This window comes from Flavobacterium bizetiae (genome assembly GCF_024271895.1).
Classification (GTDB): domain Bacteria; phylum Bacteroidota; class Bacteroidia; order Flavobacteriales; family Flavobacteriaceae; genus Flavobacterium; species Flavobacterium bizetiae.
In genome coordinates, this window is sequence record NZ_CP091861.1 from 5,135,641 (window position 1) to 5,153,096 (window position 17,456).

The window sequence follows — 17,456 nt, forward strand, 5'->3', positions numbered from 1 at the left end:
ATTTATACCCAATGTCACACAGTCCGATTAGAAAAGACAAAACATGCCTGAATTGCAGGCACGTAGTAGAACAAAAATTTTGCCCAAACTGCGGGCAAGAAAACACCGATTCCCGAAAAACATTTCATCACTTATTTATTCATTTCTTTGAAGATTTAACGCATTACGAAAATGCATTTTGGCGTACCATTAAAAATCTTTTGTTTAAACCTTCGTCTTTAACCAAAGAATATCTTTCGGGAAAACGATTGTCCTATTTAGCACCGGTACGTCTTTATATTTTCATCAGTTTTATCACTTTTTTACTGATTACCCTTTTTCCATCCAATGTAAACGATAAAATTGTTAAAAGTGAAAAAGCCATAAATGAAGAAATCTCTAAGAATGATGCAATTGTAAATAAGAAAAAAGACAAGAGGTATTTCCATTTTAAAACCATGAAAGAAATTGATTCTATTCAGAAATATGGAAAAGAAAACGAAAAGCTGAATGCCTCTAGTTATTGGTTTTCTGAAAAAGCAATACATGTCACTGAAAAATATACAAAAAAAGAGATTTATGAAAAATTCATAGAATCCTTCTTTCACAATCTTCCTAAAATTCTATTTATTATTATGCCATTTTTTGCCTTTTTCTTGTGGCTTTTCCACAGCAAAAAAAAATGGTATTATTTTGATCACGGAATTTTCACACTCCATTATTTTTCTTTCCTATTGCTCATTTTTCTTATCATGTTTATTTCAGACCGATTTTTTGGTCTCTTTGGAGAAAACAGTCCTTTGTCTTATGTTTCAGGAATTATAACTTTTGTTGGAACAATCTGGATGTTATATTACTTTTATCCTGCGCATCATCGTTTTTATGGCGAATCAAGAATAGTTTCTTTTGTGAAAAGTATCTTATTATTTATAATAAACTCACTTTTTATTATATTTTTACTTTGTCTATACATTCTTTTCACATTCATCAATTTACACTAATATCAAATGAAAAAAATTATAATTCTGTTACTAATTGGTACTACGGCCTTTTCATGTAAAAACGCACAGTCGGTTGCATCAAAAGACAATTCGGATCCAAGCAAATATATAAAAGCGATTAGCGAAAAAAATCTGAAAACAATGTTATACGTGATCGCTTCTGATGAAATGGAAGGTCGTGAAACGGGATCTAAAGGACAGAAAAAAGCGGGTCTGTATATGATCGAACAATACAAGAAAAGCGGAATTTTGTTTCCTAAAGGAGCAACAGATTATTACCAGCATATTCCTGCTGCTTTCTTAAATGCAAGACGCAACGAAAACTTACCGGATTCAGAGAATATCTGGGCTTATATCGAGGGTTCTGAAAAACCGGATGAAGTTTTAGTGATTTCTGCTCATTACGATCACGTAGGGATCAAAAATGGCGAAATTTATAATGGTGCCGATGATGACGGATCAGGAACTGTAGCGGTTATAGAGATGGCTAAAGCTTTTGCAAAAGCCAAAAAACAAGGACACGGACCAAAACGTTCTATATTATTTTTACACGTAACAGGCGAAGAACATGGTTTACACGGTTCTCGTTATTATTCTGAGAATCCATTGTTTCCTATTGCTAACACTATTGCCGATATTAATATCGACATGATTGGTCGTCGCGATGTAGAGCATGCTAAAACAAATAATTATGTTTATGTAATTGGAGCTGACAGATTATCAAGTGATTTGCACAATATTGTAGTAGCACAAAATGAGAAATACACCAAAATAGATTTAGATTTCAAGTTTAATGATCCTAAAGATCCAAATCATTTTTACGAGCGTTCTGATCATTATAACTTTGCAAAACACGGTATTCCTTCAGTATTCTTCTTTAACGGAGTTCACGAAGATTACCACCAAAAAGGCGACGAACCAGAAAAAATTGAGTATGATGCTTTAACCAAAAGAACAAAACTTGCTTTTTCAATCGCCTGGGATTTAGCTAATAGAGAGAACAGACCGGTAGTTGATAAAAAGTAGTTGCAAAGGTTCAGAGGGACAAAGGTTCAAAGTTTTTTTTTAAAGAGCTGAGACTCTGAGGTTTTTAGGTTCTAAGTTTTTCTTTATCGACTAAAATCTACAACCGCAATCTTATCATATTTTAAACATAGCCCAAGGTTTCAATCTTGGGATGCAAATAAAGATAATATATTGTACCTCTGAGGTTGAAACCTCAGGCTATATTTAGAAACAATATCAAAACAAAAAGGGATGAGTTTAAAAAACTCATCCCTTTTTTTATATTTATAGATTCCAAAAAGAAAACCTCAGAACCTTAGTACCTCAGTCCCTTTGTCCCTCTTCTTAGTCATTCATAGAAATCAAAAACTCTTCGTTGTTTCTTGTTTTCTTGAAACGATCATTTACAAAATCCATAGATTCTACCGGGTTCATATCTGATAGATATTTACGCATGATCCACATTCTTTGTAATGTTTTCTCGTCTAATAATAAATCATCACGACGTGTACTTGACGAAGTAAGATCAATAGCAGGGAAAATACGTTTATTGGCTATCTTACGATCTAATTGAAGCTCCATGTTACCGGTTCCTTTAAATTCTTCGAAGATTACCTCATCCATTTTAGAACCTGTTTCAGTCAATGCAGTTGCGATGATACTTAACGAACCACCATTTTCTACATTTCTGGCAGCTCCAAAGAAACGTTTTGGTTTTTGTAATGCATTAGCATCAACACCTCCACTTAAAACTTTTCCTGATGCAGGCTGAACAGTATTATAAGCTCTTGCTAAACGTGTAATCGAATCTAAAAGAATCACAACATCGTGACCACATTCTACCAAACGTTTTGCTTTTTCAAGAACGATATTAGCAATTTTCACGTGTTCTTGTGGTTCTCTGTCAAAAGTAGAAGCAATAACTTCTCCACGCACACTACGTTGCATATCAGTCACCTCTTCAGGACGCTCATCAATCAAAAGAACAATAAGGTAAACTTCAGGGTGATTGGCTGCAATTGCATTTGCAATGTCTTTTAACAACATTGTTTTACCCGTTTTAGGCTGAGCGACAATCATACCACGTTGTCCTTTTCCTATTGGAGAAAATAAATCGATAATACGGGTTGAAACTGAACTGCCTTTTTCGGCTAATTTAAATTTTTCTGAAGGAAAAACTGGTGTCAAGTGCTCAAAAGAAACTCTATCGCGAACTACTTGCGGATCGTGACCGTTGATTTTAAGTACACGAACTAATGGGAAAAACTTCTCGCCTTCTTTTGGAGGACGAACCACTCCTTTTACAGTATCTCCGGTTTTAAGACCAAATAATCTAATTTGTGAAGTTGATAAATAAATATCATCAGGAGAGGCTAAATAATTATAATCTGATGAACGTAAAAAACCGTAACCATCCGGCATCATTTCAAGAACACCTTCACTTTCGATAATTCCGTCAAACTCAAAGTCTGAATCTCTGAAATTATTCTTTTTATTTTTATGATTTGGATTTTGATTCCCGTTATTCCCATTTCCGTTACCATTTGCATTTGGGTTAGCGTTTGGATTTTGATTCTGATTTGGGTTTTGGTTGGGATTCTGGTTTGGATTTTTATTTTGGTTCGGATTGACCTTTTTTACAATAGCTGGTGCTTCTGTTTTTTCAGCAGTTGAAGTTTCTGCTACAGCTTCGCCTTCCGGAATTGCTTCTTTTGTGGCTTCTTTTTCTTTTTGCAAAGCGACTTTTTTCTCGTAAGCTGATTTGTTGAATTTTACGATTTTTGGTCCTTTTTTCTCTACTGCCGGAGTTTCCTGAACTTCTGAATTTTCAGGAGTTTCTGTTACTTCGCTAACTTCCTTTACTTCTGCAGCTGCTTTAGCGACAGGTGCCTGTTTGGCTTTTGGAGCAATTTTGGCTGCCGGAGTTATTTTTGCTGCCGGAGTTTGTTTTACAGCTACCGGAGCTTCTGTTTTTTCCGGAGTTTCTTGTATTGTATCAAATTCTAAAACTGGAGCATTTTTACTAATAGCCGCTTTTTTCACAGGAACAATTCTTGCTCTTTTAGGCTTATCATCAACATTTTCCTTTTCAGTTACAGCACTAGCAGACGGTGCTACAGTGGTTTCCTGATGTGCTAAAATCTGACTAATTAAGGTCTCTTTTTTGACACCAGTAAACTTTATAGTTTTAGCTAACTTAGCTATTTCTTGAAGCTCAGAAAGCTTCATTTCTTTTAATGCAGAAATATCAAACATGAATGTTCTATGAATTTAATTATTTTAACGGAATACTGTAAAAAGATAGGTAGATAATAGTTTTCGATTGACCGCAGTATGAAGTGCTTACGGTATTATGATGCAATAATACGAATAAAATTTAATCATACAATAGTATTTTAAAAAAAGAAAATATATTTTTGTAAAACAATTTTACACCATGATACAACGAATTCAAACCGTTTATTTAATTCTTGCCTTTTTAGTGACAAGTGTTTTATTACTTTTTATTCCGATTTGGACATTAAGTGACGGTAAATTATTTTATTTTAATCAAGACCCAATTTATACCGTAATAGTTGGATTAAGTACAATGCTAACTGTTGTTAGTATTATTTCATATAAGAAAAGACAAAATCAGTTTGTGATGAACAGACTGAATATAATATTAAATTTAATTTTATTAGGATTGTTTGTATATCGTTCTCTAAATTTATCTGGAGAAGCACTAGCTGTTTCTGAGAAAGGTATTGGGATGTTTCTACCAATTGTTGCTATCGTATTATTAGTGTTAGCTAATAAGGCCATCAAGAAGGATGAAGATCTTGTAAAATCTGTAGATCGTTTGAGATAAACCTATAAACTTAAGTTTTTTGTGCGAAGAGAACCCGAATTGTATGATTCGGGTTTTTTTGTGCCTTATATTTTCCAAATCTGTGAGAATCGTTAAAACAAATTTAAAAAACAACTTTGTAAGATAATTTTTCTATAAATTTGCTTTTCAGTCCAAAACAATCATGACACAGAACATAAGAATACATCTTGCTGATGATCATCAGGTACTTATTGATGGTCTTACCAATTTGCTGCAAACCGTAGACAACTTTGAAGTTGTAGGCAAATCATTGGACGGAACAACTGTTTATAACGATGTCATTCAGGATAATGCCGATATTTTAGTCTTAGATATTAGTATGCCCAAAAAAGACGGTATCGAAGTATTAAAGGAGTTTAGCGAAAAAGAATTTCCGTGCAAAGTCATTATTTTGTCGAGTTATGATGATTTAAAAATTATAAAAGAGGTAATGAAATTAGGCGCTAAAGGTTATCTCACAAAAAAATGTGCCGGCGAAAATATCATAGAAGCAATCGAAGCTGTTTATCAGGGTCAGGAATATTTTTGCGATGCTGTAAGGGAGAAAATCTTTAATAGTTTTGCGCACAACAATCCTAAATTAAACAAACCGCTTTATGTTGAAAATCCTATTTTAAGCGCTCGTGAGATAGAAATTATTACACTCATTTCGCTTGAATATAGCGGTAAAGAAATCAGTGAACAGCTTTTTATCAGTATGAATACGGTTGAAACACACAGAAAGAATATCATGAAAAAATTACAAACCAAAAATACGATTGGTCTTGTAAAATACGCGCTCAAAAACAATTTAATAAATCCGTAGTTGCATTAGGGAGTTTAAAAATCTATTCAGAATTTTATATTTGATTTATGGCTTTAATTAGAGTTTTTTTATGGTTACTTCTTTTCACTACGGTGAGCGGAAACACTTTATTAAGCCAGGAAAACAAGTCTTTACCTTCTGCAGAAAAAGAAATTATAGCGCAACAAAACTCAAAAAAAGTAAAACCTTCTGAAGGGCGAAAATTTGAACAATTACGAAATAAAAAAATCGTAAGTCTTTCTATTGTACTGGTTATCATTATATTCTTTTTGTTTTATTTCTTTTACCAAAACAACCAACTAAAACAAAAGATCAAGCGAAAAGATACCAAGCAAAAAATACTGCTTAACATTATCAATGCGGGAATAGATACTCAGGAAATCGAGCGTAAAAAAATTGCCTCTTTTCTTCATGACAACATCAATTCATTATTGTCGTCTGTAGGTTTGCATTTGAATACTTTTACAGCCCAAACCAATGTGAAATCTGAAGAAATCCAGAAAGCCAAAGCCATTTTACAAGAAGCTCATGATCTTTTACGTGATATGTCGCACGACCTTGTTCCTACTCTTTTGGTACGCTTTGGTTTAATTTATGCGCTGGAAGATTTATGCGAAAGAAATACTAATTCGAGTATTCAGTTTAATTTTTCGAGCAAAATCCCGTCTGATAAGAGATACAATGAAAAATTCGAAATGAAGATTTATTTTATTGTATCTGAATTATTTAGCAACATTATTAAACACAGTGACGCAAAAAAAGGTGAGATCTCGTTATACGAAAGCAATGATCATTTTATCATTGCAATACATGATGACGGAAAAGGCTTTCAGACTGAAAAACTAAACGAATCCGAAGGTTTTGGCTTGAACCGAATCAGAGCACGAATTAAAAAATACAAAGGCACTTTATCAATTGTTTCAAAACCTAACGAAGGCACTTCGATTAAGATTAAAATACCTTTGCCTCACTAAATTATTTTTTACCAATTTCTACAATCTCCAGATCTTTTATCTTATCGTCATCAATTACAAATCGTAACATGGTTCGTACTTGGTGAAATCCACTTTTTCCTGCTGCACCGGGATTCATGTGCAATAGATTGTTCTTTTTGTCGAACATTACTTTTAGAATATGTGAATGCCCGCAGATAAATAATTTTGGCAGATTTAAAGCCATTTCTTCTCTAATTGCAGGATTGTATTTCCCCGGATAACCGCCAATATGAGTTATCCAAACGGAAACATTTTCGCATAAAAAACGATTGTGTAAAGGAAATTCTAATCGGGCTTGTGCATCATCGATATTACCATAAACGCAACGTAATGGTTTTAGCTTTTTTATCGTGTCGGTTACGTGCAAATCTCCAATATCTCCCGCATGCCAAACCTCATCGGCCTGATTTACATATTTTAAAATAGTATCATCAATATGACTATGAGTATCGGAAAGTAGGAGGATTTTTTTCATTCTTTTTTGAGGTGCAAAGTTTAAGAGGCGCAAAGGTACAAAGGATTTTCTTTATAGGCTCTAAGATTCTGAGATGCTAAGGTTCAAAGGGACAAAGGTTTCTTTTAAGTTGATATTTCTGGAGAGACGCACTGCTGTGCGTCTCTACCATAAAAAACACAAAATTTAGAACCTTAGGATTATAGCCAATTCAAAAACCTCTGAACCTTTGAAGCTTTGCGCCTTTGAACCTATAAAGAAATCTTTGTACCTTTGCACCTCAGAACCTCTGTCCCTTAAAAATGAGATATTTTATTCAATTTGCCTATAACGGAACACATTATCACGGATGGCAATTTCAGCCTAACGCTTCTTCTGTTCAGGAAACTTTAAACAAAGCACTTTCGGTTTTACTGAATGCTCCTATAAATGCAATGGGTGCCGGAAGAACTGATACTGGAGTTCATGCCCGGGAAATGTATGCGCATTTTGATTTTGATACCGCAATTGATGTTCCGACTTTAATACATAAGCTGAATTCGTATTTGCCAAAAGACATTGCGATTTTTGATATTATTTTGGTTCAGGACGAGGCGCATTGTCGATTTGATGCGACTAAAAGAACTTATGAATACCATATCAATACTGTTAAAAATCCGTTTTTGCAGGAATTGAGTTGGTATTTTAATCAAAAATTAGACGTAGATTTGATGAATGAAGCTGCGAAAATCTTACTGAATCATACGGATTTTCAATGTTTTTCGAAGGTAAATACGGATGTAAATACTTTTGATTGCACGGTTTTTGAAGCGTATTGGAAAATAGAAAACAAGAACCTGATTTTTACTATTTCAGCAAACAGGTTTTTACGAAATATGGTTCGCTCTATTGTGGGCACTTTGGTCAATATAGGTTTACACAAAATTTCTCTAACTGATTTTGAAAACATCATTGCCAGTAAAAGTCGAGAAAAAGCCGGTTTTTCGGTTCCGGCGCACGGATTATATTTAACCGAAATTAATTACGATTACATCATAAAATAGCCCTGATTGCAGTGAAAAGCTTTTTTGAGAAAAATGTAGTTTTTGTGTTTTTATGAAGCGACCAGCGGAAGCTTTATAAAAACAGTACAAAAACACATTTTTGAGAAAAACTTGTAACGAAAAGCAGGATTAGCTCCTTAAAATAAATGAAAGCAAAAGCATTTGATACCGGATTATTCAAACGAATTTTAAAATATACTAAACCTTATAAATGGCGCTACTATGGCGTTATTATTTTTGCAGTTTCTTTATCGATTTTTGCTGCCCTTCGCCCCTATTTATTAAAACAAACGGTCGACGGCTATATCAAGACGCATGATAAGGAAGGTTTGCTAATGTACATTGTTTTGATGGGAGTGGTTCTTTTGATGGAAGTTTTCTCTCAGTTTTATTTTGTGTACTGGGCAAACTGGCTGGGACAGGATATTGTAAAAGACATTCGTACGAAACTTTTTAAGCACATTTTGAGTTTTAGAATGAAATATTTCGACTTGGTTCCGGTTGGGCAATTGGTAACCAGATCGGTTTCGGACATTGAATCGATTGCGCGTATTTTTAGTCAAGGGTTGTTCATGATCATTAGTGATTTGATGAAAATGCTGGTGGTTTTGATTTTTATGTTTTACATGAACTGGAAACTTACCTGGATTGTGGTGGTTGCAATGCCTATTCTGGTTTTTATTACCCGAATTTTTCAGCGTAAAATGCAGGTGGCTTTTGAGGAAGTTCGTACGCAAATTGCCAATATGAACTCGTTTGTACAGGAACGTGTTACGGGAATGAAGATTGTACAGCTTTTTAACCGTGAAAAAATTGAGGCCGAAAACTTTAAGGAAATCAATAATAAACACCGCGTTGCGTGGATTAAAACGATTTTATACAACTCGATCTTTTTTCCGATTGCTGATATTATTTCGTCTATTACTTTAGGATTAGTGGTGGTTTACGGAGGATTTAAAATCCTGAACGGGGATCATTTTACGACTTTTGGAGATTTGTTTTCGTATACGATGTTTATCGGGATGCTGTTTAACCCATTGCGTCAGATTGCGGATAAGTTTAATGAGATGCAATTAGGAATGATTGCGGCCAATCGTGTTTTTGATATTATAGATACTCAGGATCATATTCAGGATACGGGAACGCTTGAAGCTCCGGTTTTTGAAGGAAAAATTGAATTTAAGGATGTTCGTTTTAGTTATATTCCGGAAGAGGAAGTGATAAAAGGAATTGATTTATCTGTAGATTCAGGGCAAACTGTTGCTATTGTAGGTTCTACAGGAGCCGGAAAATCGACTATTATCAATTTACTGAATCGTTTTTACGAAATCAACAGCGGAACTATTTTTATTGACGGTCATAATATAGAGCACTATACGCTGGCTTCTTTAAGAAAACAAATTGCGGTGGTTTTGCAGGATGTATTTTTGTTTGCTGATACTATTTACAACAACATTACTTTGCATAATCCTGAAATTACGCGTGAGAAGGTACTTGATGCTGCGAAAAAAATTGGTGTACACGATTTTATCATGAGTTTGCCGGATAATTATGATTTTGATGTTAAGGAACGTGGTGTGATGCTTTCGTCAGGACAACGCCAGTTAATTGCGTTTTTGAGATCGTATGTTAGTAATCCGAGTATTTTGATTTTGGATGAAGCTACCTCGTCTATAGATACGTATTCTGAAGAATTGATTCAGCGCGCGACCGAAACGATTACCAAAGGAAGAACTTCGATTATTATTGCGCATAGATTGGCTACAATTGTAAATGCAGATAAGATCATTGTTATGGATAAAGGCTTAATTGTAGAGCAGGGAACACATCAGGAATTGTTAAATAAAGTCGACGGTTACTACAAAAATCTCTATGACTCTCAATTTTCTGTCGCCAACTGAAATTTGAAATGCTAAAAAAGTTCTTAAAAAAGTTAAATTAGCGTTATAAGAATCATAAAACTGGTGATTGGCAGTCAAAGGGATAGCATTCCTTTTTTTTGAATTATTTATCTTTGAGAGACAAATATCAAATGAAAAAGAAAATGCCACAAAATAGATTTTATCCAAACGAACAGTTCAAAGAAATAGAAATAAACGCCTCATTACAACTTAGATATGCCATTTCAAACAAAGGTCGCTTAATAAGCTTTTCCGATGAAATACAAAACGGACGTCTTTTAAAAGGCGGTTTAAGTGACGGTTACCCAACTTTTAGATTTAAGGTTAAGAAAGACGACAAGATCGTTAATAAATACCTTTTTTTATACAAATTAGTGGCTCAGTATTTTATCCCAAAAACATCCGAAGAACAAACTTATGTATTGCATCTGGATTATAACAGAAGTAATGATGATGTGAATAATTTACGCTGGGCGACAAAAGCCGAAATGATGGCGCACAGCCGCAAAAGTCCACGTGTGATTCAGGCCAAAAAGAATCTGATCGAACACAACTTAAAAGCCGACGGAAGAAAATTAACCACTACCAAAGTGATGTTAATCAAGAAAATCCTGGCGCGACCTGAACAAAAAACCCGTCTAAAAATGATTGCCAAACAATTTGGCGTAAGCGAAATGCAAATACGACGTATTGCCAGCGGTGAAAACTGGGGACACGTAAAGGTTTAATTGTGAATTATGAATTGTGAATTATTAATGTATTTCACTCTGAGCGAAGTCGAAGAGCTTTTCATCTCGAAAGGTCTTCGACTTCGCTTTGTTAATGAAAGTTTTATTTTGCAGATTTAGAAGATAAAAGATAATTTTAAATTAATAATTCATAATTAACAATTCACAATTCGCACAATCTATGTGAAAAGATCAAAATCTGTGTGGGTAAAAATAAAATTTCAGGTGTTTTTTAAAATAATTCCTTAAATTCGCAATCACAAATAACAAAAGAATAAATCGAAAAATGAGTTTCGGAATTAAACTTCATTTTCGGTAATAAATACTAAAAACCAAAAAGATGAAATACGACGTTATTGTTTTAGGAAGTGGTCCTGGCGGATATGTAACAGCGATTAGAGCTTCGCAATTAGGCTTTAAAGTTGCTGTAGTTGAAAAAGAAAACCTTGGTGGTGTATGTTTAAACTGGGGATGTATCCCAACTAAAGCATTACTTAAATCAGCTCAGGTTTTTGATTACTTAAAACACGCTTCTGACTACGGATTAAAAGTTTCTGAATTCGATAAAGATTTCCCTGCAGTTGTACAACGTAGCCGTAGTGTTGCTGACGGAATGAGCAAAGGAGTTCAGTTCTTGATGAAGAAAAACAAAATTGACGTTATTGAAGGTTTTGGAAAACTAAAACCAGGGAAAAAACTTGACGTTACAGACAAAGACAATAAAGTTACTGAATATAGCGCTGACCATATTATCATCGCAACTGGTGCTCGTTCTCGTGAGTTGCCAAACTTACCACAAGATGGTGTAAAAGTAATTGGTTACAGACAAGCAATGACATTACCAACACAACCAAAATCTATGATTATTGTAGGTTCTGGAGCTATTGGAGTTGAGTTTGCTCATTTCTACAACTCAATGGGAACTGAAGTTACTATTGTAGAATTTATGCCAAACATTGTTCCTGTTGAAGATGAGGATATCTCTAAACAAATGGAGCGTTCTATGAAAAAAGCCGGAGTAAAAATTATGACCAACTCTTCTGTTGAGAAAATTGATACTACTGGAACTGGAGTAAAAGCTACTGTAAAAACAGCAAAAGGAGAAGAAATTCTTGAAGCTGACATCGTACTTTCTGCAGTTGGGATTAAAACTAACATCGAAAACATAGGTTTAGAAGAAGTTGGAATTGCTGTTGACAGAGATAAAATCTTAGTAAACGCTTTTAACGCAACTAATATTCCTGGATACTACGCAATTGGAGACGTTACTCCTGGACAAGCTTTGGCTCACGTAGCATCTGCTGAAGGAATTAACTGTGTAGAGAAAATTGCTGGTTTACATGTAGACCCAATCGATTACGGAAACGTTCCTGGTTGTACTTACGCAACTCCGGAAATTGCTTCTGTAGGTTTAACTGAAAAGCAAGCTAAAGAAAAAGGATACGAATTAAAAATTGGTAAATTCCCATTCTCAGCTTCAGGAAAAGCAAAAGCTGCCGGTGCTGCTGACGGATTCGTAAAAGTAATCTTTGATGCTAAATACGGAGAATGGTTAGGATGCCACATGATTGGTGCTGGTGTTACAGATATGATTGCTGAAGCAGTTGTAGCTCGTAAACTAGAAACTACAGGTCATGAAATCCTTAAATCTATCCACCCTCACCCAACAATGAGCGAGGCTGTTATGGAAGCTGTAGCTGATGCTTACGGCGAAGTAATTCACTTGTAAAAATATTGTATTGATGCTTTTGCGTCAATGCGAGTTACATATTATTTTCAATTTAAGAAATCCGGTTTGCGAAAGCAAGTCGGATTTTTTTTGTTGGTTATAACACTAACAGAAAAGCTCTAAAAACACATTAAAAACCTACATAACAATTAGATATAAAAAAAATACATCTGAATTTAATCTTTTTTTGTACTTTTATCTATATTAAAAATCTGACAACAATCTGATTTCATCCTCGCCTGAATAATTTTATATCAGCACAAAAGAACAATAGAACCAACTTTATTCTGATCTGAATTAAAGTTCTGTATTACATTCAGTCGCTATATCTCATAGCTACTGAAAAAGATCATATCATAAAATTTATCATCATTAATAAATTACTACTATGAAAAAAGTTCTTCTTTCTTTTTTGTCTGTGCTCTTGCTTTCAGCCTGCAATCAAAATAAAAATGCAGATCCCAATATGCCGGCCTCTACAGAAACTGATACAACAAGTGCAAATCAATTGCAATTACCGCCCGGCCCTGATGTCACTGTTAAAATAACAGAATCATACGCACGCCAAGTTGCAAGAGATGCTTATTTTTGGGCATGGCCAATGGAGAATATTTATAACCGCCGTCTTGCTTTTAAGCAATCTCCAAAAGTAGGACTCATGAATGGAGTATTGCCATTTGCACCACTAAATTCTTTAGCCATGCTGCACGATTACATAAAACCTGAACAACGATGGGTTGCCTGTCCCAATCAGGATGTAGTATACGGCGCTGCAATTGCTGCACTCGACGAAACTCCTGTTGTTGTACAAGTACCCGATTTTGCTGATCGTTTTTGGGTGTATCAGGTCGTTGATTTACGAACAGATGCTTTTGCCCAGATAGGTAAAATGTACGGAACCAAGCCGGGTTTCTATTTATTAGTAGGTCCAAACTGGAAAGGCGAAGTACCTAAAGGAATTACAAAAATGTTTCGCAGCAAAACAGGAACCGCTTTTATTGTTCCAAGAGTTTTTCAGGATGATACTCCCGAAGATAAAAAAGCCATACAAAAAATCATCAATAGCATTGATGTGTATCCTCTGGATAACTTTGATGGTAAAATGAAAGTTCAGGATTGGAGTAAATTGCCTTCTCTTGCATCACCTACAAAAGATGGCGGGACAGGCGAAACAAAATGGGTATTTCCTGATACCTTTTTTGATGAACTTCCTGCTGTATTAAAAGATGCACCTCCGTTGCCTGGTGAAGCCGCCCAATATGCGCAAGTACTTGCCGTAATTGAAGCCGCAAAAAAAGATCCTGCATTAAAAAAGGCAATGATAGAGGAAGCCCATAAGGCAGATAAAGAATTAATCGATCCGTTGCTGCAATTTCGCAACTGGGGAATTCCCCTTGCTGATAATTGGTCAACCGCTAATAACTGCGCCGCTTTTGGCACAGATTATTTTACCCGTACCGCTATTGCCAAATCGAATATACTAGTAAATGCAGGCGTTGAAACAAAATATTATTATCAGGACCTTGATACAAATACTACAAGATTAAATGGTGCCAACCAATATACTGTAACTTTTGCAAAAGATAAAATGCCACCGGTAAATGGTTTTTGGTCGCTCACTTTGTATGACGAGCATCACTTTTTTGTACCAAACCCATTAAAACGCTATTCTTTGGGAACCAAAAATAAAGACTTAAAATATAATCCTGACGGATCACTTACACTTTATATACAAAATTCAGAACCGGTGGGCGATAAAAAGTCCAATTGGCTTCCTTGTCCTAAAGGTATTTTTTGTTTGTATTTTAGATGTTACGGCCCGCAAGAAAAAGCCATTAAAAATGAGTGGACACCACCTGGCGTAATAAAAACATAATAATTTAAAATATTCCACTACAAATAATTGAATCCGGTTTGCGAAAGCAAGTCGGATTTTTTTGTTTTATAAAATACCTAATTCCCCTTTATTCACCGTTTTATATTAGCCTGTAAAAACAAACAAAATAGTAACCTTTTCATATAAAACAAAAACAGATTTATAATAATAAAATGATATTTTTGCAGCACCCAAATTTACGCTCAGATGAAAAAACTATTACTTATAATTACCATTTGTTTTCTATTGCCCAACACTTTTTTTGCTCAAAATTCAAGCACCGAAAACACTTTTTCAAAATCATATGGTTATCTAAATGATTTCGAAAAAATATTAACTTCAAATCAAATTGCGACTTTAAACAACACTCTTAAAGCATCTGAAAAAAAATCAGGCCATAAAATTATTGTAGTCACCATTTCTTCTATAAAACCCTATGCAAGTGTTCCTGACTATGCCGTGAACTTAGAAAGCTATCTTTATAATAATTTAAAACTAAATCCTGCCATTTTACTTGTATTGAGCAAAGAACTGCGACAAATTCAAATTCAAAGCAGCTATAAAGGACTTAACAAACTGAGTCAGGAAGAAACCAAAACGATTATAAGCAATTTTGCAATACCTGAATTTAAAAAAGGAGACTTTTATAAAGGCTTAGAAAGCGCCGTAAACGAAATAGTAAAAAAACTGGAATAGAATCAAAAACATATATTTTCACAACATCCGATTTGCATTTGTAAATCGGATTTTTTTATTCTTAAAAACCGTAACTACTTAAAACATTCATAAAATCAATAATTACTTTTTTTCCTTTCTTACAAAAAATTTATATTTACGTGATAAGAAATAATTATTCTAAAATATCAGTAATGGAAAATACACCAATATTTTTTGCAGACGGAGAAAGTCCAAAAATGATCGACGCATTCAAAAAAGCTCAGGAAAATTTTAAATATTTCTGGCGAGAATTATCATGGGAATATCGCCGAATAGTTCCGGCACTTGATGTAGCCTGCGTAAAACTAGCCTTTACACAGGAAATTAATAACGAAACTATCGTAGAACATATGTGGATCAATGAGATTAATTTTGATGGCGAAAAAATAAAAGGCATCTTAGTTAATGATCCTAACGAATTAACCAATGTTGTAAATGGCGAATATGTCGAAATTCCGGCAAATCAAATCAGCGATTGGTTATTCGTTACTCAGGACAAAACATACGGAGGGTTCACCATACAAGCCATGCGATCAGAAATGAACGAAGCCGAAAGAGAAGATCATGACGCCGCCTGGGGATTAAATTTTGGAGATTACAATGATATTCTCGTTGCCTACGAGCAAAAAGAAAAACCTGAAAACCTCACAGAACATCCTATGAGCCAAAACATGCAGGAAAGTCTTTTAGAATTTATAAAATCAAACCCAAACGAACTTACTGCTCAGGACGAACTAGGATATACTTTCCTGCATCGCGAAGCAATTGCAGGAAATAGCACAACGGTAAAAGTGCTATTAGATTCAGGCGCAGATATAAATGCCAGAACACACAACAATAAAACGGCCTTAGATTTTGCCGAACAACTGAAATGGGAACATTTAATTCCCATCTTAAAATAATAACATTCAAAAATCCGATTTGTGAAAGCAAGTCGGATTTTTTTATCTCTTATATTAAAATTGTCTACAAAATTATTACTTGTCAACCTAAAATATGACAACATTCTAAACTATTCATCAGACATTTGCCCCATAACAAATACTCCAGTATTGTCATTTCAACGCAAGGAGAAATCTTCGCAAGTAGATCGACAAAGATTAGCTATTACTAAGCGTTTCTATATTGGTAGTTATCTGGGTTAAAATTAGAAACATTCAACAATGAAAAATTTAAGAAAACTTAAAATTTATAAAAAGTATCAAACTAGAAAGTATCATAAAACTGTTTCTATTCCCGAAATAAACCTTAAAGGTAAATGGCTTGAAAAACTTGGTTTCAAAATTGGACTAATGGTTAATATCGAGCAAAAAGAACACAAGCTGATAATAACAGTTGAGAAAGAATAGAAATAATTTCTACAACTTTATGCTTAAAACAAAATCGATGAAAGAAAAATGTATTCCAGCACTTTAGCCGATAAAAAACAACATTACAAAATATAGAAATCCTAAATTTTCTTTTTAAATTAGACCAAACAATATCACTCTTAAAGAGATATTTTACAAAGTCTCATATTTAAACCAGAAACATGACATTAGACGAATACAAAAAACAATTTTCAGAAGACGATGCTGTTGGCTGGATGGCTATAGATCAGGAATTTGAACGCCTTTATCCCAATCAGAAACCCAAACATTACGCACCACCAATACCTTATATGCTTGGCGGCGAAGATCCGCTTGACGGAATCAGTATTTACGAAAGCAAAAAACAAACAGATCACTTTCATTTTGTAACCTACGGCTTTTCGGAGTTGTATTACAACGAAGAAAAACTGGATGACGAATTTAGCAAATGGGGTTTCGAACTTACCTTTAGACTAAAACCTTTCGAACCCGATAACGGAAACCCAAGCTGGGCCATTATAATGCTTCAAAACATTGCCAGATACGTATTCGACAGCGGCAACTGGTTCGAAGAATTTCATTACATGCCCGCAAATGGCCCGATCAGACTCGACACAGATACCGATATCACGGCTTTATTAATTGTTGCCGATCCCAAAATCGAAAAGAAACAAACCCCACACGGCGAAGTTTCCTTTCTGCAAATCGTAGGAATCACCTCTGCCGAATACGAACATCTTAAAGAAAATCCCGAAACAGCAGAGCAATTAGTCAATAAACTCAAAGAAAACAATCCGTTGCTCATCACAGATCTTACCAGAAAATAACTCCAAAATCCGATTTATAAACATAAGTCGGATTTTTATTTGGGCGTTCCCTCCGGTCGGGCTGTCCACTATATCTTTTATGGTGAACCCCACCATAAAAGGATACCGCTCCCATCCCTAACGCAAACAAACGTTTTCATAAGAACATCCCTTTCTAAACCAAATTATTACAATA

The 17,456-nt window shown here is 34.6% G+C and carries 16 protein-coding genes; 14 read left to right on the forward strand and 2 right to left on the reverse strand.

What is annotated here, in order from left to right:
• The first annotated feature begins 11 nt into the window (after nt 1-11).
• Complete coding sequence (locus L0669_RS21085; protein WP_263759838.1) at nt 12-980, forward strand: DUF3667 domain-containing protein; 969 nt, start codon at nt 12-14, stop codon at nt 978-980.
• 6 nt (nt 981-986) lie between these two features.
• Complete coding sequence (locus L0669_RS21090) at nt 987-2,006, forward strand: M28 family peptidase (RefSeq protein ID WP_263759839.1); 1,020 nt, start codon at nt 987-989, stop codon at nt 2,004-2,006.
• A gap of 324 nt (nt 2,007-2,330) precedes the next feature.
• Here the strand turns inward: L0669_RS21090 and rho are convergent, their stop codons facing one another.
• Entirely contained in the window at nt 2,331-4,241 is a 1,911-nt protein-coding gene (gene rho, locus L0669_RS21095; RefSeq protein ID WP_173971845.1) for a transcription termination factor Rho, read from the reverse strand.
• A gap of 181 nt (nt 4,242-4,422) precedes the next feature.
• Here rho and L0669_RS21100 point away from each other — a divergent pair, with 181 nt between their 5' ends.
• The 3 genes from L0669_RS21100 to L0669_RS21110 all read left to right on the forward strand — a co-directional run bounded on the left by L0669_RS21100 (nt 4,423) and on the right by L0669_RS21110 (nt 6,636).
• On the forward strand, nt 4,423-4,836 hold the full coding sequence (locus L0669_RS21100) for a DUF4293 domain-containing protein (protein ID WP_173971846.1): 414 nt from the start codon (nt 4,423-4,425) through the stop codon (nt 4,834-4,836).
• 163 nt (nt 4,837-4,999) lie between these two features.
• Nucleotides 5,000-5,662: a response regulator gene (locus tag L0669_RS21105; RefSeq protein WP_173971847.1), complete on the forward strand. Its 663-nt coding sequence runs from the start codon at nt 5,000-5,002 to the stop codon at nt 5,660-5,662.
• Between the two features lie 47 nt (nt 5,663-5,709).
• Nucleotides 5,710-6,636: a sensor histidine kinase gene (locus L0669_RS21110; RefSeq protein WP_263759840.1), complete on the forward strand. Its 927-nt coding sequence runs from the start codon at nt 5,710-5,712 to the stop codon at nt 6,634-6,636.
• 1 nt (nt 6,637) lies between these two features.
• Here L0669_RS21110 and L0669_RS21115 read toward each other — a convergent pair whose 3' ends face one another.
• A complete protein-coding gene (locus L0669_RS21115) occupies nt 6,638-7,132 on the reverse strand; it encodes a metallophosphoesterase family protein (RefSeq protein WP_263759841.1) in 495 nt (164 codons plus the stop codon).
• A gap of 281 nt (nt 7,133-7,413) precedes the next feature.
• Here L0669_RS21115 and truA point away from each other — a divergent pair, with 281 nt between their 5' ends.
• From truA to L0669_RS21160, 9 genes are all read left to right on the forward strand, one after another.
• Nucleotides 7,414-8,154, forward strand: a complete 741-nt coding sequence (gene truA, locus L0669_RS21120) for a tRNA pseudouridine(38-40) synthase TruA (RefSeq protein WP_263759842.1) — start codon at nt 7,414-7,416, stop codon at nt 8,152-8,154.
• A 146-nt stretch (nt 8,155-8,300) separates the two neighbouring features.
• Nucleotides 8,301-10,055 (forward strand): ABC transporter ATP-binding protein, encoded by a 1,755-nt coding sequence (locus tag L0669_RS21125; RefSeq protein ID WP_263759843.1) that lies wholly within the window; start codon nt 8,301-8,303, stop codon nt 10,053-10,055.
• Between the two features lie 143 nt (nt 10,056-10,198).
• Nucleotides 10,199-10,783 (forward strand): NUMOD4 domain-containing protein, encoded by a 585-nt coding sequence (locus L0669_RS21130; protein WP_194615863.1) that lies wholly within the window; start codon nt 10,199-10,201, stop codon nt 10,781-10,783.
• Nucleotides 10,784-11,123: 340 nt separating this feature from the next.
• Nucleotides 11,124-12,512 (forward strand): dihydrolipoyl dehydrogenase, encoded by a 1,389-nt coding sequence (gene lpdA, locus L0669_RS21135; protein ID WP_173971853.1) that lies wholly within the window; start codon nt 11,124-11,126, stop codon nt 12,510-12,512.
• Nucleotides 12,513-12,900: 388 nt separating this feature from the next.
• Nucleotides 12,901-14,388, forward strand: a complete 1,488-nt coding sequence (locus L0669_RS21140; protein ID WP_263759844.1) for a DUF1254 domain-containing protein — start codon at nt 12,901-12,903, stop codon at nt 14,386-14,388.
• 207 nt (nt 14,389-14,595) lie between these two features.
• Nucleotides 14,596-15,084: a TPM domain-containing protein gene (locus L0669_RS21145; protein ID WP_263759845.1), complete on the forward strand. Its 489-nt coding sequence runs from the start codon at nt 14,596-14,598 to the stop codon at nt 15,082-15,084.
• Nucleotides 15,085-15,257: 173 nt separating this feature from the next.
• On the forward strand, nt 15,258-16,007 hold the full coding sequence (locus L0669_RS21150; protein WP_263759846.1) for a DUF2314 domain-containing protein: 750 nt from the start codon (nt 15,258-15,260) through the stop codon (nt 16,005-16,007).
• 261 nt (nt 16,008-16,268) lie between these two features.
• Entirely contained in the window at nt 16,269-16,454 is a 186-nt protein-coding gene (locus tag L0669_RS21155; RefSeq protein ID WP_263759847.1) for a type I toxin-antitoxin system SymE family toxin, read from the forward strand.
• 182 nt (nt 16,455-16,636) lie between these two features.
• Complete coding sequence (locus tag L0669_RS21160) at nt 16,637-17,281, forward strand: suppressor of fused domain protein (RefSeq protein WP_263759848.1); 645 nt, start codon at nt 16,637-16,639, stop codon at nt 17,279-17,281.
• The last annotated feature ends 175 nt before the right edge of the window (nt 17,282-17,456 follow it).